The organism is Kocuria sp. CPCC 205231, assembly GCF_040980965.1.
GTDB classification, from domain to species: domain Bacteria; phylum Actinomycetota; class Actinomycetes; order Actinomycetales; family Micrococcaceae; genus Kocuria; species Kocuria rosea.
Genome location: NZ_JAVKPP010000001.1, coordinates 223,475 through 244,278, shown reverse-complemented (window position 1 = coordinate 244,278; position 20,804 = coordinate 223,475). Strand labels below are relative to the sequence as shown.

The following is a 20,804-nucleotide window of genomic DNA, read 5'->3' as shown; positions in this document are numbered from 1 at the left end:
CGGGTCACGCCACCCGGGGGTCGTAGCCGTCCGACGGCCGGGAGACGGTGGTCAGCAGGAACACCGAGTCCTCCAGCGCCTCCACCGAGTGGCGGGAGTCGGTGAGGGACAGCAGCTCCCCTGCCGTGAGCTCCTCGGCGAGCTGGCCGCGCTTGAGCACCCGGACCCGGCCGCGCAGCAGCTGGAGGGTGGCGGCGGGCGGGGAGACGTGCTCGGCGAGCTCCTTGCCGGCGCACAGCGCCATCATCGTCTGCCGCAGCACGCCGTCGTGGACCACGAGCTCCGCTCTGCGCCCGGCGCCGGAGGCACGCGCCTTGGTGAGATTGGCGGTGGCGAGGTCGTCGAGGCGGGTCATGGGTCCTCCTGGTGGCGCGTCAGCGGTGCGGATTCAGAGCAGCGCGCCCTCGAGGCGCAGCAGGTACTCCTTGCGTTCCATGCCGCCGGCGTAGCCGGTCAGCCGCCCGTTGGCGCCGATGATCCGGTGGCACGGGACCAGCAGGCTGACGGGGTTGCGGCCGTTGGCCGCCCCGACCGCCTGGGCCGCCCGGGGTGCCCCGACGGCGCGGGCCACCTGCCCGTAGGTGCCGGTCGTGCCGTACGGGATCTGCGCGAGGGCGTTCCACACGCGCACCTGGAACGGCGTCCCGTGGAGGACGACGTCGGCGTCGAACTCCTGCAGCCGTCCCGCGAAGTACTCGCCCAGCTGCTCGCGGACGTGCGGGAGGAGGCTGTCGTCGCGCGCCCCGAAGGAGGTGGGGACCGGTCCCTGGCGTGCGCCCTCGACGGAGAGCGCCACGAGCGCCCCCGCCTCCTCGACGAGAGCCAGCGGGCCGATGGGCGACTCCACCACGGCGTGACGCCGGACGGTCGCGGTGGTGGGCGCCGGGCTCAGTCTCAGTGCCATGGGCCGATTCTACGCCCGGCCCAGCGGCCTCCGCGGGGCGCGGGCCAGGGTGTAGGACGGTTCCCGCAGCCGGTAGGTCCACCCGTAGTTCTCGGCGCCCGTGGGGACGTTGAGCAGGGGGTCGAACCGTTCGTCGTCCCCGAACGGCGCGCCGGGACCGAGCTCGACCGTCCCGAAGCGCTGCCACGGCCCGAGCGGTGTGGCCCAGTGCAGACCGAGAACCCAGGGCTCGGCGGCGACCGACGCCCGGAAGAGGTCGGGGCGGGCCGGCAGGCGCTCCGTGCGCGGCTCGGGGTGGGCGGCGACCAGCACCGGACCGCCGAGACCCCGGTAGGGCATGAAGGAGGCGAACGCGCTGTCCGGCACGTGCCGGTGGAAGGTCGGGACGAAGCGGGAGAACCGCCCCCCGCCGGCGGTCGCGAGGAGGATGTCGGCCCGGCCGTCGCTGCGGCCCTCCATCTGCCCGGAGGGCGGGACGGGGCAGCGCAGGGCGAGGCCCAGGATGTCCGGCCACCCCTGCGGGAAGCCGATCGAGCGGGAGAAACGGGCCCGCACGGGATCCTCCCCGGCGTCGTCGATCCAGTGGATGCCACTGGTGCCGCCGCCCGTGCGGATCAGGACGCCCTCGAGCCCGACGCCCTCCGAGTGGATGGGCCGCTGGGGCCGGAACTGCTTGAGCAGGACGAACGGCGCCCGGGCCGCGGACCCGAGGAGGGCGCTGATGGGTGGGGACGTCATGACCCCCACGCTACCCGGGGGCGCGCGCCCGGCTCAGCGGAGTCGGACGCGGATCGGCCCGCGGGCTGTCCGGCCGTCGACCACGCGGCCCTGCTGGGTGATGTCCACGAGCCCGTCGTCGGCCATCCGGTACGCCTCCTGACGCACGTCCTCCATCAGGTCCCGCCAGCCCTCGGCGGCCAGAGCGCGGGCGGCCTCGGAAGGACACACGGTCTTCCCGGCCCCGCGGCGGCGGACCAGGTCGAGCAGCACCGAGCGCACCTCGCTGGGCGACGGGGTGGTCACGGGCAGCTCCTCCGTCTCACCGGGGTCCAGGGTCCAGGGGCCGGGCCCCGCCTCCAGGATGTCAGAACGGCGGTGGGTCGTCGGCCGGACCAGGCCGAGAAGCGGAGCGCGGGGCACCGTGCGGCGCGGGGACTGCGAGGAAGTACGGTGCGCGCTCCGGGACCGGATGGTGGTGCTCCTGCGGATAGGTCCGATGGATCTGCCCTGCAGGCGAGGTCCACTCCAGCACCCCGTGGTCGTGCAGCAGGCTCTCGTCCCCGGAGTCCTTGGGGGCAGGCCCTGCCGGCCAGAGCCGCGGGTGGCCGGACTCCAGGCACCCTGGCTCCAGCAGCTCGGGGACGAGGCGCTCGGGGGCCACGTGCTCCACCCGCCACCGGCCGAGCGGACCGTCCCGGTGCTTGAGCAGGTGGTGGTGCCGGCACAGGTGTGCGAGGTTGTCCGCCGAGGTCCGACCGCCGTCCGCCCAGGCGACGGTGTGGTCGAGGTCGCACCGCGACGCCCGGCGTCGACAGCCCGGGAAGCGGCACGTGCCGTCCCTGGCTCGCAGCCGGTGCTTGAGATCGGCGGGCACGGCATAGGTGCTGCGGTCCCGGTCCAGGACGGTCCCCGTGACGGGATGGGTGAGGATCCGTGACCAGGAGGGCGCGCGCGCCGCGATCCGCTCCGCCAGACCGACCGGGATGGGCCCGTAGCCCTCCAGCTCCGCACAGCGGGGAGTGCGCGGCAGGCCCTCGATGGAACCGGGGGGCAGCGTCCCGGCGTTCTCGAGGAGCGCGAGAGCGGGCACGGTGACCGTCACGTGCCCGCGGATGCCGCGAAGACGGTCGGGCAGGTCAGCGGGCTCGCCGTCGAGCAGGAGGTCCGCCAGCACGTCGGCGCGCAGCTGGAGCACCGTGCGGCGCTCCGGAGCCCCGACGGCGGGATCCGACGGTCCGCCGTCCGGGGCGCCCGCGGCGGACGACGCGGGCGATGCCGTGGCCAGGACCTGCGAGGGGAGGACCTCGGGCGGGACCGCGGTGACCGCCCGGTCGACCAGCGTGTCGAGGCGGTCCTGGATGGCGTGCGCGGTGGCCGCGTCCAGGAGGGCGCACAGCTGTGCCATGCCGTCCTCCCGGGGTTCGACCCACACGCGCCGGTCCCGCAGCGCCAGCCGGTGGCGCTGCTCCTCGGTCTCCCGCAGCAGACCTGCGCGGCGTCGGCGGGCGAGGGCGCGCAGCTGGGCCACGGTGCTGCCGGGGGCCCGGAGGAGCAGCTCGTCGACGATCCGCTGGACGGCCTGGACCGGCGCCCGCCGCTCCGGCGGGAGACCGGCGGCGTCCCACACCAGCTCGCGCCACAGCTCGACGAGCACTCCCGCCTGCCGGAAGCCCACCTGGCCCTGCTCAAGCGCCTCGAGGACCTCGGGCAGGGACTCCGCGAGCAGCACGGCGTCCTCGACACGGCGCAGCGCGGTGCCCGCGGGGAGCCGGAGGGCCGGACCGACCTCATCGGCCACGTCCCGCACCGTCTGCTCAGCGGGCTCGAGGGAGTGCGGGCCCAGCCGGTCCGCCTCGGGGCGCATCCAGAGCGCCTCCACCATCCAGCGCTGCTCCCGGGCCTCCTCCTGCAGCTGCCAGAGCCGGTGGAGCAGCCGGTACTGGCGCCCCGCGGCCCGGGCCTCCGCGCGGGACTCCTCGACCAGCGCCCGCACGCCGGCGGAGAACTCCTCGCCGATCTCGGCCAGGTCCGTCTCCTCCCGGAGGGCGTCCTCCAGGCTTCGCGGCGGAACGGCGGTGGCGGCCATGGTTCATGGTCCCAACCGGTTCCGACACGCTAAGACGTGATCCGGACCACCGTCGAGGGTCCCCGCGTCCCGCCCGGCAGGGCCGGGCGGGACGCGGGGAGTGGCTCAGGCCTGCGCGAACGGGTAGTCCGTGTAGCCCTCGGCGCTCTGCGTGTAGAAGGTCCGCGGGTCCGGCACGTTCTCCGGCAGACCCTCCGCCCAGCGCCGCGCCAGGTCCGGGTTCGCGATCGCCGGGCGCCCGACGACGACGCCGTCCGCCACCCCCTCCTCGATCAGCTGCACGCTCTCCTCCCGGGTGGTCGGGACGTCGCTGAAGCCGCTGTTGGCCAGGAAGGCGCCGCCGAAGCGGGTGCGCAGCCCCTGGACGAACTCCCCCGCCGGCTCCTTGTGCAGCACGGAGAGGTAGGCGAGGCCGAGGTCCCCGATGCCGTCGACGAGAGCGGCGTACGTGGCCCGGACGTCCTCGTGGTCCGTCTCCCAGGCGTCCTGGATGTTGTGCTCGGGCGAGATCCGCAGACCGACCTTCTCCGCACCGACGGCCTCGGCCACGGCCCGGACCAGCTCGACCACGAAGCGGGCGCGGTTCTCGGGGGAGCCGCCGTACTCGTCGGTGCGCTGGTTGGCGCCCGGCGCGAGGAACTCGTGCAGCAGGTAGCCGTTCGCGCCGTGGATCTCCACACCGTCCAGGCCCGCCTCGATCGCGTTGCGAGAGGCCCGGACGAAGGACTCCACCACGCCCGGCAGCTCCTCGGCGGTCAGCGCGTGCGGCACGGGGTAGTCGGCCTTGCCCTGGTAGGTGTGCGTCTTCCCCTCGATCGCGAGAGCACTCGGGGCCACCGGCTGGGAGCCGCCGTTGATGTCCGGGTGCGTGACGCGCCCGGCGTGCATGACCTGCATGAACAGGCGGCCGTCGGCGGCGTGCACGCTCTCGGCCACCCGGCGCCAGCCCTCGACCTGCTCGGGCGTCTCGATGCCGGGCTGGTAGGCGAAGCCCTGCCCCACCACGTCGGGGTACGTGCCCTCGGTGACGATGAGGCCCATCGAGGCGCGCTGGGTGTAGTGCTCCACGTTGAGCTCGCCGGGGACGCCGTCCCGGCCGGAGCGCATCCGGGTGAGCGGCGCCATGACCAGGCGGTTCGGCAGCTCGAGGGAGCCGAGGGTGACGGGGGTGGTCAGGGTGGAGTGCGGCACGGGGAGGCCTTTCATCAGGGAACTGGTTCTTTCCGTGTCAACAGGAGATCCCCCGGAGTTATTTGCACTCCGGCTGTCTCGTTCCTCACAGCTGGTGGGAGGTATACCCCCTGGGGTATAATAGGCCTACGTGTCCCGCCCGGTGCGGCACGAACCTCTCGACCACCGCGAAGGAGAACTGAGCCATGGGTTTTCTCGGCCGACTCTTCGGCAGCACCTACGAGACCGTGGACGTGGCACGCGCCCGGGAGCTCCTGGACGGCGGGGCCGTGCTCGTCGACGTCCGCACCACCCAGGAGTACCGCGCGGGTCACGCCCCGGCCGCCCGGCACATCCCGCTGGACGCCCTCGGCACCCGGCAGCGCGAGCTGTCCAAGGACCGGCCGGTCGTGACGGTCTGCCGATCCGGCGCCCGCTCGGCGAACGCCGCCCGCCGGCTGGCCACGGCCGGCTACCAGGCGGCCAGCCTCCGCGGTGGCATGACGGCCTGGCAGCGCGCCGGCGAGCGCGTGGTGGCGAAGAACGGCCGCCCCGGCACGGTCGCCTGACCCACGCCCCGGGTCCCCGGACTCCTCATCCGCCCTCCCGGCCGGACCGGGCGCGGCCGTAGCCGCGCGGAGTGGCACCCAGCACCGACCGGAACTCCCGGGTGAGGTGGGACTGGTCCGCGAAGCCCAGCTCCGCGGCGAGCGCCCCGAGGTCCGCGGCCGGGTCCGCGCGCATCCGCTCGGCCGCCTCCTGGAGCCGACGACGACGGAGCAGCAGCTGGGGCGGCATCCCCACGAACCGGGCCGCGAGCCGCTGCAGCGAGCGCTCGGACACGTGCAGCTGCCGGGCCAGGTCGGCCGGGCTCCGCGCGACGGTCCCCGCCTCGAGGAGGTCGACCATGCGATTGGCCAGGGCGCCGTCCCGCGCCACGGCCGGGGGCACCCCCGCCGCCAGCGTCCGGACGTGGTCCGCGAGCAGGGACGCCGCCCGCAGATGCCGGCCGGCCGGATCGGCACCAGCGACAGCCCCTGCGGCGGCAGCGCGCAGCCCGGGCGCGCTGCCGGACTCCGTTCCGCCGAGCGGATCCGCCGGACGCGCCCGCCGCCCGGCCGGGCCGACCCCCGCCATGGCCTCCGCGACGGCGGAGCGCAGCCCGGGCGCACTGACGGGCGCGGACCCGTCGAGCAGGTCCGCCGGGTGCTCCGTGAACAGCAGGACCCCCGCCGGGCGCAGCAGCGCGCCGACCGCCCAGCCCCGGCCGGTGAGCCCCCGGGTGGACGCACGGCTCGTGGGCCCGTGCAGCGCCACCCCGTCCGGTTCGACCACCACGTTGCTCGCCGGATAGCCCAGCACCAGCTGCTCGGCCCGCTCCCCCGCCGGCAGGTCCCACTCGGGGATCCACAGCTGCCGGACGAGGTGGGCGACGTCGTCGGGCGCGGGCAGGCGCACGACCGTGGCGTGCGGTCCCGGGGTGAGGTGGCCCCGCGTGGTGGGCGGCTCGCTCATGGCACGAGCGTAACCACCCGAGGGTGGCGGGAATCTTCAAGACCGGCCGGCACCGGCTGCCTAGGCTCGGAGCATGAGCACAGAGCAGAACCTCCGTGGGGTCACCGGAGCACACACCACCGACGGGACGCCCCGGGGGTTCACGTCCCTGACCCCGTTCATCGCGGTGGTCGACGCGGCCGCGGCGCTCGACTTCTACACCCGCACCTTCGGGGCCGCCCTCGTCGACCGCACCGACATGCCCGGGCCGGACGGGACCCCCGTCGTCGTGCACGCGACCATCGATCTCGGCGACGGACGGCTCCAGCTGGGCGAGGTGAACCCCGACTTCCACCTCGTGGCCCCGCCCGCGGGCGACGACGACTGCTATTCGCTGGGCCTCTACGTCCCGGACGTCGATGACGTGGTGGCGCGTGCCGTCGCCGCCGGCGCCACCGTGCGCGAACCCGTCAGCACGTTCGTCTCCGGCGACCGCTACGGCAGCATCCGTGACCCGTTCGGCGTCCGCTGGTCGGTCATGACCCGGGTCGAGGACCTCTCCGAGGAGCAGAGCAGTGCCCGGGTCGCCGAGTGGGCGGAGTCCATGGGGCAGGAATGAGGCGTCGCGGAGGGTCCGGGCCCCGCGCGCGAACTCCTCGGACGCGCACGGGGTCCGGCCTCCGGGACGGGTCCCGGTCGCGGCTCTCCAACCCTCGACCGGGACCGTCAGCTTCTCCCTGTGTCCCGGGGATGCCCCCTCGCGCTGCTCAGCCAACCACCTCCTGCTGAACACGAGCTGAAGCAGGCTTCCTGGGCGGTGGCTCGGTGGTGCCGGTGGTGCCGTCCGTGCCCGCCGGCGCGAGCGCGCCGGCTCAGGGCGCGGCGAACCAGAAGTCGTCGAACCCGTACTTCAGCACCCGGTAGGCGAAGTCGTCCTCGGTCGTCCCCGCGAGGGCGTAGTCGAAGCGGGCGATGACCTGGCGCTGAGCGTCGTACTCGGCGAACGTCAGGGCCTGGCCGCTGTTGACCACCAGCGGACCGCCGAGGTCCTGCACGTTGCTGACGATCGCGGAGTAGGGCACGGGGACGGTCTCGACCTCGCTGTAGGTCCCGGCGTTCTCGTCGACGAGGTACTTCCGGTACTCCGAGCGGAGGGAGGGGTCCGCCGTGGGCACCGGGGAAGTCCCGACGGGCACAGGGGCCGTGTAGTCCGGACGGCTTCTCATGCTCCAGAACGAGTTGTCGAACATCGTGAGGTAGTACTGGCCGTCCGCCAGCGCCGCGTCGTCGTGGCGCACCACCGAGTGCTGCCCACCGGTGTCGGGGAAGTCCCCCGTCTTCTCGAGGAGCAGGTCCTCGGCCCCGGTGCCGGCCCAGACCTCGCGCTGGCCGATGATGTAGTCGGCCGTGGGGTTCCCGTGGACGTCGTCGACCTTCAGGATCGCGGAGTTCTCGCGCGCGCTGACGATCACGGAGTCGCCGTCCGGGGACCAGTCGACCGAGTTCAGGTGCAGCCAGTCGTCCACCTCGCCCGGACCGTAGAACCCCGGGCCGTAGGGCTGGGTGCGGGACTTGTAATCGGCGAGGAGCTCCGTGAAGTCGACCGTCTTCTCGTAGGTCCCGGTCTCGAGGTCCAGGGACACCAGGACGTCCTCCACACTGCCCTTGGCGGTCTCCGTCGCCAGGATCACGAGCTTGCCGTCGTCGGTGACGTCGAAGTCGTGGTGCATCTCGAAGCCCGCCAGGACGTGCGTGGCCACGACCCGGCCCAGGCCGTCGATCCGGGCGACCTTGTCCGTCCCGACGGTGGTCACCATGGTGTCGCCGTAGAACTCCAGCCGGTCCGTGCGGTAGCCGTCGAGGTCGAACTCGGCGCGCAGCACCCCCGCGTTGTCGTAGAGCAGGGTGTAGTCGATGTGGCGCCTCAGCCCCATGACCGCGAACAGCCCGTCGGTGAGCTCCTCGGCGTTCCCCACCACGGTCCGGTCGAGGGTCGTGCGGTCGCCCGACGCGCTCGGCGGAGCGGTCATGGTGAACGAGAACTCCGTGGGCCCGCCGTCGTCGGGCTGCCAGGTGGTGGTCACGGTGTTCTCGGCGCCCGGGACCACCCCGATGAGCTGCCCCTCGAACGACGCGGCGCTCGGGTCGTGGTCCTTGGCGACGCGCGTGAAGTCCTCGGTGCCGGGAGAGCTGACGGTGTACGTCAGGGTGCCGCTGCCCTCGGTCTCGAACTGGGCGTGCACGCCGGTGGTGTTGGTGCCGAAGGGGTTGAGGACGAGCAGAGGAGCCTCGGGAGGGGAGCCCAGGGACTTCAGGTCGTCCAGCGCGGCGTCGACCACCTCCTGCACGTCCGGGGCGAAGCTGTCGCGCTCCTCGGGAACTCCGTTGCGGGTGACCGAGACGGTGTAGACGTTCGTGTCCGCCTCCGGGTAGGTCTCGGCCGTGGCCGCCACCTGCTCGGCGGCAGGCACCACGGGAGGAGCACCGGGCTGCTGCAGCACCCGCGGAGGCCCGACCGCGAGGGCCGGGCCCCCCGACACGACCAGAGCGGCCGCCGTGAGCAGGGTGACGGAACGAGCACGCGATCGGTGGGACATCTGGGACTCCTGGCGGTGGGCGCGGCGGTGAAGTCCGGCCGATTGTAGCCACGCAAGACCCCTCTGATAAGGGGCGATGTCTTTGCGGGGGCTAACGCCGCACCCCAGGCGCATGTCGGCGACGGGAATGTCCCCGGATGACCTCCGGGCGGTCCGGCGATCCGTGCCGTGCCGTCCTGCGGGTGCCGCTCCGGGTCCGCCTCACTGACCCCCGCCGGGCTCGCACCGGTCGGCGAAGTCGCGCAGCCGCGCCACGAGCTCCTGCGCCGCCGGGTCCTGGTCGAACTCGCTCACCACGAGGCGCCGGACGCCGGAGCTCTCCTGGACCTCGATCACGTAGGACTGCTGGTCGGCCGCTCCCTGACGGGTCGTCGGGGCGGTCGATCCCAGCCGGTGCGCCAGGACGGTCTCGAAGAGGTCGAGGAGCGCGTCCTGCTGCGCCCGGGGCAGGGACTCGGTCTCGAAGCTCCGCTCCACGGCCAGGCCGGGGAAGTACGCGAGGCCTCCCTCGAGGCGGTAGCTGACTCTCGCCATGGACGGCACCGTCCCTCCGTCGGACGCGGATGGCCAAGACCGGGCCCGCGCGGGGACCGGCGGGGCCGGTGAGGAATCAGTTCCCGACTATACCCGCGGCGCCCTTCCGGGTCAGGCGCCAGCACCCGTCCGCTCCGTCGAACGTGGTCATGGCGCCCGTGGCGACGTCGCCCACCAGGGTGCCGGCGTACCGGGCCGCACCGGCGTCGAAGGACAGGAGCAGGGTGCCGTCCTGCTGGTGCCACTGGCCGGACAGCTCTCCGGTGAACGAGCCGTTGTCGTGGAAGGTCAGATGCACCCGCGAGGAGGAGTCCGTGCAGCCCCAGCTGTACTGGAGCACCCACTCGTCCGCGAGGGCGCCCACGGACCGGGTCGCCTCGGGCGCAACCCCCACCTGCTGCCAGGCGTCCGCCACCACGGCCTGCTCCGCGGGTCCGAACAGGGCGGCGGCGTGCTCGATCGTGAGGCCCGCGAAGTCCTTGAACTGCGCGACCCACCGCAGGCGCCGCAGCTCGGGATCACGCATCGCGGCGTACCAGATCCGGCCGGCCCTGTCCCAGCTGTGGCCGCCCAGTCCGGTCGCCGCGAGGCAGAACGCCCGGTTCGGGATGCCGGAGTTGATGTGCACCCCGCCGTTGTCGTCCAGGGTGTGCACGAAGCGGGACATGTGGTCCGGCTGCGGGTCCTTGCCGAGCACGTCGTCGTCGAACGCGGTGCCGGGTGCCTTCATCGAGCGGAGGCCCACCCCGTTGACGGCGCTCGTGAACAGGCCTGCACCGATGATCCAGTCGGCGTCCGCCGCCGTCTGGCGGGGAACGGCCACGTACTGCTTGACCATGGCCCCGATGACGTCGGAGAAGTGCTCGTTGAGCGCCCCGGACTGGTACATGTACAGCAGGTCGGACTCGTGCGTGGTGATGCCGTGCGCGAGCTCGTGCCCGATGACGTCCACGGCGGCGGTGAAGCGGTTGAAGTACTGGCCGTCGCCGTCCCCGAAGATCATCTGCCGGCCGTCCCACGCCGCGTTGTTGTACTTCTCCTGGTAGTGCACCGTGCCGAGCAGGGGCATGCCGGCGTCGTCGAGGGAGTTGCGCCCGAAGACCTCCTGCAGGAGGTCGAACGTGGAGCCCAGCCCGTCGTACGCCTCGTCCACGGCGGGGTCCCCGCTGGCGGGGGCTCCCTCCGAGCGCACGAGCGTCCCCGGGAGCTCCGCGGTGTTGCCGGCCGAGTGGATCTTCCGCTCCCTGTGGGCGGTCGCCTGCGCCGCGACGGACCGCGCAGTGAGGTCCGCGATCAGCCGTTCCGCCCGGACCGTGGTGTCCACGGCCAGTGCGGCCAGGGCGTTCCTGCGGGTCTGCTCGTCCCCGTGCACCGCCATCTGCTCGTGCACGTACGGCGGGATGACCCCGCAGAACGCTCCGTGCCGGTGCCCGTGTCCGTGGTCCGTGGTCATCGCTTCCCCACCTCTCCGCATCAGATCCGGTTGCCCGCGGCGTCCAGCTCACCGGGCGCCGTCCCCGGGCCGTCCGGCGCACCGGGCGCCGTCCCCGCGGAGTCCAGCCTCCGCCCGGCGACGTCCGCCGGCTGCCCGGCGCTGCTGTCCGCGGATCCCGGCCCGCCGGCGGATCCCTGCCTGGCCAGGTACCAGCAGCCGCCCGGCGAGCCGTCGAAGGAGGACATCGCTCCTGCTCCCGCGGTGCCGGTGACCGTGCCGCCGTACTGCGCGGGACCGTCGGCGAAGCGGAGCAGCAGGGTGCCGTCCTGCTGCCGCCAGGCGCCGGAGAACCCCCCGCCCGAGAAGGTGCCGTCCGGGTCGAACACGAGGCCCACCCTGCCGTAGTCGTCGGTGCAGCCCCAGCTGAAGTGGAGCACCCACGGACCGGAGATCGTCACTGTTCCGCCCCTTTCCTCGCCCGGCGCACGAGCACCGGCGGGACCGCTGACCGGGTGCTCCGGGAGCCGGAGAACCATGTGCAGCGATCATCCCACCAGGATCCGACGGCGTACCGGCCGGCGCGGAAATCAGCAGCCGGTGCCCTGCGGGTTCTCGAGGCAGTCGTCCGCGTAGTTGCGCACCGTGGAGCGCCAGACGCTGATCGGCACCGGCGCGCTCGCGACGTCGTTGAGCCCCGCCACGGGCAGCCATGGTCCACCCGCCACGGAGTACTCGCCGGAGAACCAGGTGGTGAGCGAGACGGCGTAGTCACCCGTCTCCGTGTAGACGTGACTGGTGTCGGTCTCCACGTCCCACGCCCCCTCCGCGAGCGGGGCGCCGCTGAGCTCGGTCGGCCCGAGCGCGGTCCCGTCGCCGTAGTCCCATGCGTACTGGACCGGCATGGCGCGCACCTCGACCGGGAAACCACCCAGCTCGGTGCTGAACTGCTGGGGCCGGGCCTCCGCCCAGACGTTGGTGTGCATGCCCCGCAGCGTGTCGGGCGCGGGCTGGACGGCACTGGCCGCGGGCGCGACGGCGAGCGTCCTGAAGTCCTGCAGGGTGAAGGTCGGCAGCTCCACGACCTCCTCGCCGCCCTCCGCCTCGGCGACCGCCACGCACATCGGCTCCCCCCACGGCGTGCTCGGTCCCTCCCCCTGCCGGACGACGACGTTCATGTAGACGCCCTCCCCACCGTCGGCCGTGGTGCAGTCCCGCTCCGCCAGGCATTCGTCGAGGATGTCGCCCCTCCGGTTGGTGCACGGGTTCTGCAGACCGAACGTCTGCTGCTTCGACTGCGCGATCGTGTCCGGGTTGAACGGCCGGTCGACGCCCTGGTCGCTCAGGTACTGGCGGAGGGCCTTCTGAAAAGCGGGGTCCTCGTCCGGGTCGTAGTCAACCGGGGCGGTTGCTTTCAACTCTGGTTGCGTATCTAAAGACCCAGGCACAGAAATGGCCACACCCTCACGCTCAGCTCTCAAGCGTATTTCATTTCCTTTCGCATATGCCGATGAGCCATCTCGACCACTCATCCTCCTCTCCATTTCGAGCCCTCCACCCAGCTTTGATGGGTCAAAGTCATCGACTTGGGAATCTGCCAACACTGGACTTGAGACGGTTAGAACTAGCGAATGCACCACTATCGAAATCGTAAATATCGGCCAAAGTTTCACTTTGACTCCGAACCGGGCAACGGCGCAGCAGTAATATAAGTCCAGGCTCCTTCTGCATAGTCCATATAGATCAAGAAAACGTCTTCCGAGTCATTTTTTGAAGGCTCTTCATGGACGATTTCTCCGGAGTCAACTATTTTAATCCCGTCATATACTGACGCAACTACCGGCTTATAAATTCCATCTGATGCTTGCACGAATCCATCTTCGCGCATTTTGATGGTTTCGCGCCCATCAACCGCCCAAGCGTTGGACTCGTAAAGTTTTTCGATTTCATCCAATTCGTCTAAGCAGACTTCGCAATTATCATTGATGATGTCGCGTGCATAGGATGTATCTCCCGTTTGATAGGCGTACCACTTCGCGTCGGACCAGTAGTCGAGGAAGGCCTGCGCCCCGTCCCGGGACTCCTCCTTCGCCAGGTCCGGTATGACGGGCTTCGGCACGTTCTGCGCGGGCCCGTCGAGCGAGGCCGGCACGTAGTCGGCGGGAGTGGCGTCCGGACCAGGCTCCGATGAGCTCGCCGCAGCCGATGAGGCGGTGCTGGAGGGGGACGCCGCGGCGCCGTCGTCGTCGGGACCGCATCCCGTGAGGAGCAGTGCCGCCAGGACGACGCCCCCGACCACCGTGCCGACTGGGCTGGATCGCACCATGAAGTTCCCCGCTTCGCTCTGCCACGGCCGGACGGGCCGGCTGGATGGGTCAGATGGTAAGCGCCCCCCACTGTGCGGGAGCAACCCCTGTGGACACGCCGAAACCCGCGTTTTCATGGGGCCTGGTCAGCGGCACCATGGTCACGGCTTCGTTAATGTCACTCCGACTCGAACAGTGTTATAGTCGCTGCAACCAGAAGGCACTGGACGTGAGGGAGGTGACGATGACCGCGCAGAACGTGGAACTGGCGGTGTCGACCGTCATCTTCGCCGCCCGCGACACCGGCCCCGACGGCGGCAAGGAACTCTGGCTGCCCCTCGTCCGCCGCATCCGCGACCCCTTCCGGGGGATGTGGGCCCTGCCCGGCGGACCGCTCCAGCCGCACGAGGACCTCGAGGCCTCCGCCGCCCGGTCCCTGCAGCTCACCACCGGTCTGCAGCCCGGCTACCTCGAGCAGCTCTACGCCTTCGGCGGCCTGACCCGCTCGGCGAACGCCGAGGAGCGCGTCGTCTCGATCGTCTACTGGGCCTCGATCCGCACCGACCAGACCTCCGACCTCCACGCCGACCTCAACGTCACGTGGATGCGCACCACCGAGCTGCCGCCGCTGGCGTTCGACCACAGCGACATCGTGGACTACGCCCTCTACCGGCTGCGCAACAAGATCACCTACAGCCGCGTGGCCCACTCCTTCCTCGGCGAGACCTTTACCCTCGCCGCCCTGCGTGAGGTGCACGAGGCGATCCTCGGCACCCCCCTGGACCCGGCCAACTTCCGGCGCCAGGTGCTCGCGTCCGGCGCCGTCCTCGACACCGGCACCCGCCTGGAGGGCACGCGTCATCGCCCGCCCCGGCTCTACCGCTACAACCACGACCTCGACCTCGCCGACCGCACCCCGGCCGGCCGCAGCACCCAGGAGCAGACATGACCTCCGTCGCCACCCGCATCGACCTGCTGACCGGGAAGCCGGCCGGCCTGCCGGGAACCGCCCCGGCCCCGAGCACCTGCAGCACCGACCTCTCCGCGAACCCCTGGGACTTCGCACCCGCCGTCTCCGCCGGCTACGGCCCCGGGGCCTCCGAGGACGACGTGGTGCCCGCCGGCGCCCCCGCCCAGCCCGTGATCCCCGAGGAGTACCAGCACGCCTCCGCCGAGGAGCTCGACCGGCGGATCACCGCCGCCAAGCAGACCCTCGGCGAGCGCGTGGTGGTGCTCGGGCACTTCTACCAGCGGGACGAGATCGTCAAGCACGCCGACTTCCTCGGCGACTCGTTCCAGCTGGCCCGCGCCGCCAGGAGCAGGCCGGAGGCCGAGGCGATCGTGTTCTGCGGCGTGCACTTCATGGCCGAGACCGCCGACATCCTCTCCGGCGAGCACCAGTCCGTGATCCTGCCCAACCTCGCCGCCGGCTGCTCCATGGCGGACATGGCCGACGAGGACTCCGTCGAGGAGGCCTGGGAGCAGCTCATGGACGTCCTCGGGGAGACCGACGACGACGGCCGGCAGACCGTGGTCCCCGTGACGTACATGAACTCCTCCGCGGCGCTCAAGGCGTTCTGCGGCCGGCACGGCGGCATCGTGTGCACCTCCTCCAACGCCGCGACCGTCCTGGAGTGGGCCTTCGAGCGCGGTCGGCGGGTGCTGTTCTTCCCGGACCAGCACCTGGGCCGCAACACCGCCAAGGCCATGGGGATCCCGCTCGAGCGGATGCCGATGTGGAACCCCCACAAGGACCTCGGCGGGAACACCGCGCAGGACCTGCAGGATGCCGAGGTGATCCTCTGGCACGGCTTCTGCTCCGTGCACCGCCGCTTCACCGTGGCCCAGATCGACAAGGCCCGCGCCGAGCACCCCGGCGTGCGGGTGATCGTGCACCCCGAGTGCCCCATGCCCGTGGTCGACGCCGCCGACGAGAACGGCTCCACCGACTACATCCGCAAGGCAATCGACGCCGCCGGGCCCGGCAGCACCTTCGCGATCGGCACCGAGATCAACATGGTCAACCGGCTCGCCGACCAGCACCCCGAGCACACGATCTTCTGCCTGGACCCGGTGATCTGCCCGTGCTCCACGATGTACCGGATCCACCCCGGCTACCTCGCGTGGGTGCTCGAGGAGCTCGTGGCCGGGCGCGTGATCAACCGGATCTCCGTGGACGCCGCGACCGCCCGGGACGCCGAGGTGGCGCTCGAGCGGATGCTGGCGGCGCTGCCGCGGTGAGCACGCACCCGGCACCGCGCGTGCTCGTGGTGGGCAGCGGCATCGCCGGCCTCACCGCGGCCCTGCGCGCCGCGGGCCACGGTCTCGACGTGACGCTGCTGAGCAAGGACGCCCTGGACGAGACCGGCACGGCCCGCGCGCAGGGCGGGATCGCGGCCATGACGGCCGCGCTCCCGGCCGGCCAGCCCCGCGACTCCGAGGAGCTGCACGTCCAGGACACCCTCGCCGCGGGGGCGGGGACGTGCGACGACGACGCCGTGCGCGTGCTCGTGCGCGACTCGGCGGCCGCCATCGACGAGCTCGTGGCGCGCGGTGTGGCCCTCGACCGCGCGGCCGGACCGGACTCCCCCTGGCTCGAGGGTCTCGAGGGCGCCCACTCCGTGCCCCGGATCCTGCACGCCGGCGGCGACGCGACCGGCCGCGAGATCCAGCGCGCCCTCCTCGCCGCCGCGCTGGCGGCCGAGGCCGCGGGGCGACTGACGGTCCTGCGGCACACCATGCTGGTCGACCTCGTGCTCGGCCCAGGCGGCCGCGCGGCCGGGGCCCTCGTCCTGGCGGGTCCCGGGGACCGGCTCCACGAACTGGCCGCGGACGCCGTGGTGCTCGCGACCGGCGGGGCCGGACAGCTCTACCCCCACACCACCAATCCGGCCGTGGCCACCGGTGACGGCATCGCCGCGGCCCTGCGGGCGGGCGCCGCCGTGGCGGACCTGGAGTTCGTGCAGTTCCACCCGACCGCCCTCGCCGCCCCGGGCTGCTTCCTGGTCTCCGAGGCCGTCCGCGGCGAGGGCGCGGTGCTGCGGGACAGCACGGGCCGGCGCTACCTCGAGGACGTGCACCCGCGCGCGGAGCTCGCCCCCCGCGACGTGGTGGCCCGCGAGAACGTCCGCCGGTCCCTGGCCCAGGACGGCCTGCCGGTCCTGCTCGACTGCACCGCGCTGAGCCCGTCCGGCCCCGGCCCGCACGGGGGCGGCACGACCGCCGAGTTCCTCGCCCGGCGCTTCCCCACGATCGACGCCGCCCTGCGGGCCCACGGCCTCGACTGGTCCCGCGAACCGGTCCCGGTCACCCCGGCGGCCCACTACCTGATGGGCGGCGTGGCCACCGACGGCCTCGGCCGCACCACCGTCCCGGGGCTCTACGCCGTGGGCGAGTGCGCGGCCACGGGCGTGCACGGCGCCAACCGGCTGGCCTCCAACTCGCTGCTGGAGGGCGCCGTCTTCGGGGCTCGCGTGGCCGAGGCACTGCAGGCGGACGCGCTGCGCACGGACGCGCCGGGGACCTGCCGAGCGGCCGACGACGCCCCGGTGCGCCTCGTCCTGCCCGGCCGCACCGAGATCCTGCCGGCGGCCGGTCGGTCCGGGACCGCGGCCGCCCGGTCCCGGAGCACGGCGCCGTTCGACAGGGACGCCGTGCCGTTCGACAAGGACACCGACCCGGTCGACGGAGAGGCTGCGCAGGTCGACGGGGACACCGTGCCGTTCGACCGCGGGCAGTTCCAGGACGCCATGTGGGCGGGCGCCGGCGTCCTGCGCGACCGTTCGCGGCTCGAGGCGCTGGCCCGGCGGCTGGCCGGCTTCCGCCCACCCGCCGGTCTCTCCCGCCGTGCGGTCGAGGACCGGAACCTGCTGACCGTGGGCCGTGCCGTGACCGCCGCGGCCCTGCACCGCACCGAGTCCCGGGGCGCCCACTTCCGGGAGGACTTCCCGGCGCCCGATCCCGCCCGCGCGCGGCGCACGTTCTGGCGGCTGGAGCCGGCCCCGGATGGGGTCGTCGAAGCGGCGCTGACCTGTGCACATACTTCCATCGACATGTTCGACCCACCGGAGAGGATCCCCGCATGCTGACCCGAGCCGCCATCACCGAGGTCGTGGAGCGGGGGCTCGCCGAGGACGCGCCCTGGGGCGACATCACCTCCGAGCACCTCATCCCCGCCGGCACCACCGCCCGGGCCGAGCTCGTGGCGCGCGAGGCCGGTGTCTTCTCCGGCGGGCAGGTCTTCGCCGCGACGTTCGCCGCCGCGGACCCCGCGGTGGCCGTCGAGCTGGTCTCCGCCGAGGGCGACCGCTTCGAGGCCGGGGACACCCTGGCCGTGGTGACCGGTCCCGCCCGGGCCGTGCTGACCGGCGAGCGCGTGGCCCTGAACCTGACCCAGCGGATGTGCGGGATCGCCACCCTGACCGCCCGCTACGTCGCCGCCGTCGAGGAGACGGTCGCCCGCGTGGAGCAGGCCGCGAACCTCCCGTCCGGCACGATCACCCGCACCCGGGTGGCCGACACCCGCAAGACCACCCCGGGGCTGCGGGCGCTCGAGAAGCACGCCGTGCTCAGCGGGGGCGGGCACAACCACCGGCACTCCCTCTCGGACGCCGTGATGGCCAAGGACAACCACCTGGCCCTGCTCACGGCCGACGGCACCGACCTGACCGGCGCCCTGCGGCAGCTGCGCCGTCGTCTCCCCCACACAGTGCACCTCGAGGTGGAGGTCGACCGGCTCGACCAGATCGAGGCGGTCCTGGCCGGCGGCGCGGACACGATCCTGCTCGACAACTTCTCGCTGGACGACCTCGTGAGCGGCGTGGCGATCATCGACGGCCGGGCGACCGTCGAGGCCTCCGGCGGCGTGAGCCTGGAGACCGTCGGGGACATCGCGGCCACCGGGGTGGACGTCATCTCGGTGGGCGCACTCACCCACTCCGCCCGCAACCTGGACCTGGGCCTCGACATCGGGCTCGGCAGCGGCCACGGCACCGGGACGGGATGACGGTGCTGTACCTCGACTCGGCCGCCACCACCCCCGTCCGGCGGGAGGTCCTGGAGGCCATGTGGCCCTATCTCACGCAGGAGTTCGGCAACGCCTCGAGCCACCACGAGGCGGGCCGGCGGGCGCTGGCCGGGCTGGACCGGGCCCGCGGGACGGTCGCGCAGGTGCTGAACTGCCGGCCCGCCGAGGTCGTGTTCACGTCCGGCGGGACGGAGGCCGACAACCTGGCCGTCAAGGGCATCGCCCTGGGCCGCCGGGACCGGGACCCCGCGCGCACGCACGTGGTGACGAGCGCCGTCGAGCACCACGCCGTGCTCGACTCCGCCCGGGACCTGGCCCGCTGGGACGGCTTCGACGTCACAGAGCTGGGCGTGTCCGCCGAGGGGTTCGTGGACCCCGCCGCCCTGGAGAGGGCTGTTCGTCCGGGCACCGCAGTGGTATCCGTGATGCATGCGAACAACGAGACGGGTACGGTCCAGGCGATCGCCGACCTGGCTGCGGTGGCTCGGGCGCGGGACGTCCCGTTCCATACGGATGCGGTCCAGACGGCCGGGTCGCTGGAACTGGACGTACAGGCGCTCGACGTGGCGGCGCTGAGCCTCGCCGGGCACAAGATCGGGGGGCCCAAGGGCGTGGGGGTGCTGTTCCTGCGCCGCGGGACCCCCCTGCGCCCGCTGCTGAGCGGCGGCGGGCACGAGCGCGGCCGGCGCTCCGGGACCTCGAACGTGGCCGGCGCCGTCGGCCTCGCCACGGCCCTGCGGCTGTCCGCCGAGGAGCGGGCGGCGAAGTCGGTGCGCCTGGCCGAGCTGCGGAACCGGCTGATCACCGGGATCCTGTCCGCGGTCCCGTCGGCCGTGCTGACCGGTCCGGACCCCCGGGAGCGGCCGGCGGCGCGGCTGCCCGGCAACGCCTCGTTCTGCTTCCCCGGCGTCAACGGCGAGACGGTCCTGGTGGATCTGGAGGCCCGCGGGCTGCTCGTCTCCTCGGGCTCGGCCTGCGCGGCCGGGGACACCGAGCCCTCCCACGTGCTGACCGCCATGGGCTTCCCCGCCGAGGTCGCCACCACCGCGGTCCGGTTCACGCTGTCCGCCGAGGTCACCCCGGAACAGGTGGACGGGATCGTGGCGGCGGCCCGGGACGTCGTCGAGCGGCTGGTCGCGGCGCGCGGCTGAACGCGCTCAGCCGACCGGGACCGGGAGCGCGACCGGCACCGGGTGCTGCACCCCGGCGTGCACGACAGCCAGGACCGGCTCGCCCTTCTGCTCTGCGCTCCGCGAGCTCTCCGACACCAGGACCCAGGAGGGGTCCGGGCAGGAGTGGGGCGCGGGGCCCTCGGGAACCGCGCTCGAGGCGCCCCGGCCGTCGAAGCCCTCCAGCCGGAAGCCGACGACCGTCCGCCACCACAGGGTGCTCGGCGTGCTCGCGATCCCCCGGGTCTCGGTGATCACCAGGTCCGTCCGCCGCGTCAGGACCTCGGCGGTCCCCGGCTTCACGCACTCCCACGAGATCTCGGTCACCGACTCGGTCTCCGCCACGAACTCGAGCGAGGCCGCGTTGGCCTGCAGCGTCTCGTCGTCCCAGCCGAGCGCGGCCCGGGCGTCGGCGGCGGTCACGAAGCCGGTGCCGTCCTCGTGGAGTTGCGTGGCCGCCCAGGCCGGCGCCGCCAGCCCGATCGACACCCCCGCCGCCGCGAGAGCCGCCAGTACCACGATGACCTTGTGCATGTGCTTCCCCAATCCCCTGTCCCCCGACACCGGGGACGCGCTCCCGGATCGTTTTTCCGAACGCTAATGCAGGCACGGGGGGCCGATCCAGCGGCGTGACCCATCTGTGACCCCCTGTCCGACCTGCGGCGACACATGCGGTGCCGCGCAGCGCGCCCCTCAGGCCGCTTCCTCCCGCTCGGTGGGCACCGGGTGCGCCACCCCGTCGTGGACGACCTCCAGGGCAGGCCCCTCGTGCGCCTGCGCCCGTTCGGTGGACCGGGGCACCCGGGACCACGCCCCGTCCTGGTCCCCGCCCCCGTTCCCCGGGCAGGCGTCGAGGTCGGGGCCCTCGACCACGGAGACGGACACGGCGTCCTCGGCGAAGCCCTGCAGCTCGAAGCCCGTGACGGCACCCGTCACCGAGCTCCGCTGCACGGTGGCGACCAGGTCCGCCCGGGCGGTCGTCGTCGTCCGCCGCTCCTGCACGGCCACGGCGCCGGTGAGCTCCTGGACGCACTCCCACGACGCGGTGGCCACGGTGACCGTCTCCGCGACGAGGTCCAGCTCCGCGGCGGAGGTCTGCAGCCGGTCGTTGGTCCAGCCCACGGCCCGCAGGACGTCCTCCCGGCCGACGGAGCCCGTGCCGTCCGGGCGCAGCGTCACGGCCGCCGCGGCCGGCACGGTCAGCGCGACGGACGCCGCCGTCACGGCCGCCACCACGCAGGTCAGCAGTCTCTTTCCCACTCGATCTCCCCCAGTCCCCCCTGTCCCCCGACAGGAGTCCGGCCATCGGGCCGTGCTGGGAGGCTAATGAAAAGTCGTGGACGCGTCCAGCCCGGACGGCGCGCGA

Annotated in this window: 22 protein-coding genes; 7 read left to right on the top strand and 15 right to left on the bottom strand. The window is 72.9% G+C overall.

What is annotated here, in order from left to right:
• Positions 1-4: 4 nt before the first annotated feature.
• From RF640_RS01230 to RF640_RS01205, 6 genes are all read right to left on the bottom strand, one after another.
• Positions 5-355, bottom strand: coding sequence for a cupin (locus tag RF640_RS01230; protein ID WP_368826231.1), 351 nt, complete (start codon positions 353-355; stop codon positions 5-7).
• Between the two features lie 33 nt (positions 356-388).
• Positions 389-904, bottom strand: a complete 516-nt coding sequence (locus RF640_RS01225; RefSeq protein ID WP_109221616.1) for a methylated-DNA--[protein]-cysteine S-methyltransferase — start codon at positions 902-904, stop codon at positions 389-391.
• A gap of 9 nt (positions 905-913) precedes the next feature.
• Positions 914-1,642 (bottom strand): hypothetical protein, encoded by a 729-nt coding sequence (locus RF640_RS01220; RefSeq protein ID WP_244915825.1) that lies wholly within the window; start codon positions 1,640-1,642, stop codon positions 914-916.
• Positions 1,643-1,675: 33 nt separating this feature from the next.
• Positions 1,676-1,927 (bottom strand): DUF3253 domain-containing protein, encoded by a 252-nt coding sequence (locus tag RF640_RS01215; RefSeq protein ID WP_115163255.1) that lies wholly within the window; start codon positions 1,925-1,927, stop codon positions 1,676-1,678.
• Between the two features lie 61 nt (positions 1,928-1,988).
• A complete protein-coding gene (locus RF640_RS01210) occupies positions 1,989-3,710 on the bottom strand; it encodes an HNH endonuclease signature motif containing protein (RefSeq protein ID WP_115163256.1) in 1,722 nt (573 codons plus the stop codon).
• A gap of 105 nt (positions 3,711-3,815) precedes the next feature.
• Positions 3,816-4,916, bottom strand: a complete 1,101-nt coding sequence (locus tag RF640_RS01205) for an alkene reductase (protein WP_035924250.1) — start codon at positions 4,914-4,916, stop codon at positions 3,816-3,818.
• 170 nt (positions 4,917-5,086) lie between these two features.
• Between RF640_RS01205 and RF640_RS01200 the strand changes: the two genes are divergently transcribed.
• On the top strand, positions 5,087-5,449 hold the full coding sequence (locus tag RF640_RS01200; protein WP_035924252.1) for a rhodanese-like domain-containing protein: 363 nt from the start codon (positions 5,087-5,089) through the stop codon (positions 5,447-5,449).
• Positions 5,450-5,474: 25 nt separating this feature from the next.
• Here the strand turns inward: RF640_RS01200 and RF640_RS01195 are convergent, their stop codons facing one another.
• On the bottom strand, positions 5,475-6,395 hold the full coding sequence (locus RF640_RS01195; RefSeq protein ID WP_035924253.1) for a helix-turn-helix domain-containing protein: 921 nt from the start codon (positions 6,393-6,395) through the stop codon (positions 5,475-5,477).
• A gap of 73 nt (positions 6,396-6,468) precedes the next feature.
• Between RF640_RS01195 and RF640_RS01190 the strand changes: the two genes are divergently transcribed.
• Complete coding sequence (locus tag RF640_RS01190; protein ID WP_017831766.1) at positions 6,469-6,993, top strand: glyoxalase/bleomycin resistance/extradiol dioxygenase family protein; 525 nt, start codon at positions 6,469-6,471, stop codon at positions 6,991-6,993.
• A gap of 253 nt (positions 6,994-7,246) precedes the next feature.
• Here RF640_RS01190 and RF640_RS01185 read toward each other — a convergent pair whose 3' ends face one another.
• From RF640_RS01185 to RF640_RS01160, 6 genes are all read right to left on the bottom strand, one after another.
• The gene (locus tag RF640_RS01185; RefSeq protein ID WP_368826227.1) at positions 7,247-8,971 is read right to left on the bottom strand and encodes an aryl-sulfate sulfotransferase; all 1,725 of its coding nucleotides are present in this window, start codon (positions 8,969-8,971) and stop codon (positions 7,247-7,249) included.
• 201 nt (positions 8,972-9,172) lie between these two features.
• Positions 9,173-9,505 (bottom strand): protealysin inhibitor emfourin, encoded by a 333-nt coding sequence (locus RF640_RS01180; protein WP_368826225.1) that lies wholly within the window; start codon positions 9,503-9,505, stop codon positions 9,173-9,175.
• Positions 9,506-9,581: 76 nt separating this feature from the next.
• Positions 9,582-10,958, bottom strand: coding sequence for a M4 family metallopeptidase (locus RF640_RS01175; protein ID WP_368826223.1), 1,377 nt, complete (start codon positions 10,956-10,958; stop codon positions 9,582-9,584).
• Positions 10,959-10,978: 20 nt separating this feature from the next.
• A complete protein-coding gene (locus tag RF640_RS01170; RefSeq protein WP_017831762.1) occupies positions 10,979-11,398 on the bottom strand; it encodes a hypothetical protein in 420 nt (139 codons plus the stop codon).
• A gap of 129 nt (positions 11,399-11,527) precedes the next feature.
• Positions 11,528-12,355: a hypothetical protein gene (locus RF640_RS01165; RefSeq protein ID WP_368826221.1), complete on the bottom strand. Its 828-nt coding sequence runs from the start codon at positions 12,353-12,355 to the stop codon at positions 11,528-11,530.
• A 251-nt stretch (positions 12,356-12,606) separates the two neighbouring features.
• Positions 12,607-13,263 (bottom strand): DUF6318 family protein, encoded by a 657-nt coding sequence (locus RF640_RS01160; protein ID WP_368826219.1) that lies wholly within the window; start codon positions 13,261-13,263, stop codon positions 12,607-12,609.
• 224 nt (positions 13,264-13,487) lie between these two features.
• Between RF640_RS01160 and RF640_RS01155 the strand changes: the two genes are divergently transcribed.
• The 5 genes from RF640_RS01155 to RF640_RS01135 are packed head-to-tail and all read left to right on the top strand — an operon-like array spanning position 13,488 to position 19,420.
• Positions 13,488-14,192 carry an NUDIX domain-containing protein gene (locus tag RF640_RS01155; protein ID WP_368811810.1) on the top strand — a complete coding sequence of 235 codons (705 nt, stop codon included), beginning with the start codon at positions 13,488-13,490 and terminating at the stop codon, positions 14,190-14,192.
• Entirely contained in the window at positions 14,189-15,484 is a 1,296-nt protein-coding gene (gene nadA, locus RF640_RS01150) for a quinolinate synthase NadA (RefSeq protein WP_251356269.1), read from the top strand. The genes RF640_RS01155 and nadA overlap by 4 nt, the downstream gene beginning before the upstream one ends.
• Positions 15,481-17,331 carry an L-aspartate oxidase gene (locus RF640_RS01145; RefSeq protein WP_368826217.1) on the top strand — a complete coding sequence of 617 codons (1,851 nt, stop codon included), beginning with the start codon at positions 15,481-15,483 and terminating at the stop codon, positions 17,329-17,331. Before nadA ends, RF640_RS01145 begins: the two co-directional genes overlap by 4 nt.
• Positions 17,325-18,248, top strand: a complete 924-nt coding sequence (nadC, locus tag RF640_RS01140) for a carboxylating nicotinate-nucleotide diphosphorylase (protein ID WP_035924268.1) — start codon at positions 17,325-17,327, stop codon at positions 18,246-18,248. The genes RF640_RS01145 and nadC overlap by 7 nt, the downstream gene beginning before the upstream one ends.
• 2 nt (positions 18,249-18,250) lie before the next feature.
• Positions 18,251-19,420: a cysteine desulfurase family protein gene (locus RF640_RS01135; protein WP_109221662.1), complete on the top strand. Its 1,170-nt coding sequence runs from the start codon at positions 18,251-18,253 to the stop codon at positions 19,418-19,420.
• A 6-nt stretch (positions 19,421-19,426) separates the two neighbouring features.
• Here RF640_RS01135 and RF640_RS01130 read toward each other — a convergent pair whose 3' ends face one another.
• Together RF640_RS01130 and RF640_RS01125 are read right to left on the bottom strand one after the other, a co-directional pair.
• A complete protein-coding gene (locus RF640_RS01130; RefSeq protein WP_017831755.1) occupies positions 19,427-19,972 on the bottom strand; it encodes a hypothetical protein in 546 nt (181 codons plus the stop codon).
• 159 nt (positions 19,973-20,131) lie between these two features.
• Positions 20,132-20,698, bottom strand: coding sequence for a hypothetical protein (locus RF640_RS01125; RefSeq protein WP_126346754.1), 567 nt, complete (start codon positions 20,696-20,698; stop codon positions 20,132-20,134).
• Positions 20,699-20,804: the final 106 nt, after the last annotated feature.

Coding starts and splice junctions, on each gene's coding strand:
- RF640_RS01220 (WP_244915825.1), bottom strand. CDS start 1,642: ATGACGTCCCCACCCATCAGCGCCCTCCTCGGGTCCGCGGCCCGGGCG.
- RF640_RS01185 (WP_368826227.1), bottom strand. CDS start 8,971: ATGTCCCACCGATCGCGTGCTCGTTCCGTCACCCTGCTCACGGCGGCC.
- RF640_RS01210 (WP_115163256.1), bottom strand. CDS start 3,710: ATGGCCGCCACCGCCGTTCCGCCGCGAAGCCTGGAGGACGCCCTCCGG.
- RF640_RS01175 (WP_368826223.1), bottom strand. CDS start 10,958: ATGACCACGGACCACGGACACGGGCACCGGCACGGAGCGTTCTGCGGG.
- RF640_RS01160 (WP_368826219.1), bottom strand. CDS start 13,263: ATGGTGCGATCCAGCCCAGTCGGCACGGTGGTCGGGGGCGTCGTCCTG.
- RF640_RS01190 (WP_017831766.1), top strand. CDS start 6,469: ATGAGCACAGAGCAGAACCTCCGTGGGGTCACCGGAGCACACACCACC.
- RF640_RS01230 (WP_368826231.1), bottom strand. CDS start 355: ATGACCCGCCTCGACGACCTCGCCACCGCCAATCTCACCAAGGCGCGT.
- RF640_RS01205 (WP_035924250.1), bottom strand. CDS start 4,916: ATGAAAGGCCTCCCCGTGCCGCACTCCACCCTGACCACCCCCGTCACC.
- RF640_RS01225 (WP_109221616.1), bottom strand. CDS start 904: ATGGCACTGAGACTGAGCCCGGCGCCCACCACCGCGACCGTCCGGCGT.
- RF640_RS01130 (WP_017831755.1), bottom strand. CDS start 19,972: ATGCACAAGGTCATCGTGGTACTGGCGGCTCTCGCGGCGGCGGGGGTG.
- nadA (WP_251356269.1), top strand. CDS start 14,189: ATGACCTCCGTCGCCACCCGCATCGACCTGCTGACCGGGAAGCCGGCC.
- RF640_RS01195 (WP_035924253.1), bottom strand. CDS start 6,395: ATGAGCGAGCCGCCCACCACGCGGGGCCACCTCACCCCGGGACCGCAC.
- RF640_RS01155 (WP_368811810.1), top strand. CDS start 13,488: ATGACCGCGCAGAACGTGGAACTGGCGGTGTCGACCGTCATCTTCGCC.
- RF640_RS01180 (WP_368826225.1), bottom strand. CDS start 9,505: ATGGCGAGAGTCAGCTACCGCCTCGAGGGAGGCCTCGCGTACTTCCCC.
- RF640_RS01200 (WP_035924252.1), top strand. CDS start 5,087: ATGGGTTTTCTCGGCCGACTCTTCGGCAGCACCTACGAGACCGTGGAC.
- nadC (WP_035924268.1), top strand. CDS start 17,325: ATGCTGACCCGAGCCGCCATCACCGAGGTCGTGGAGCGGGGGCTCGCC.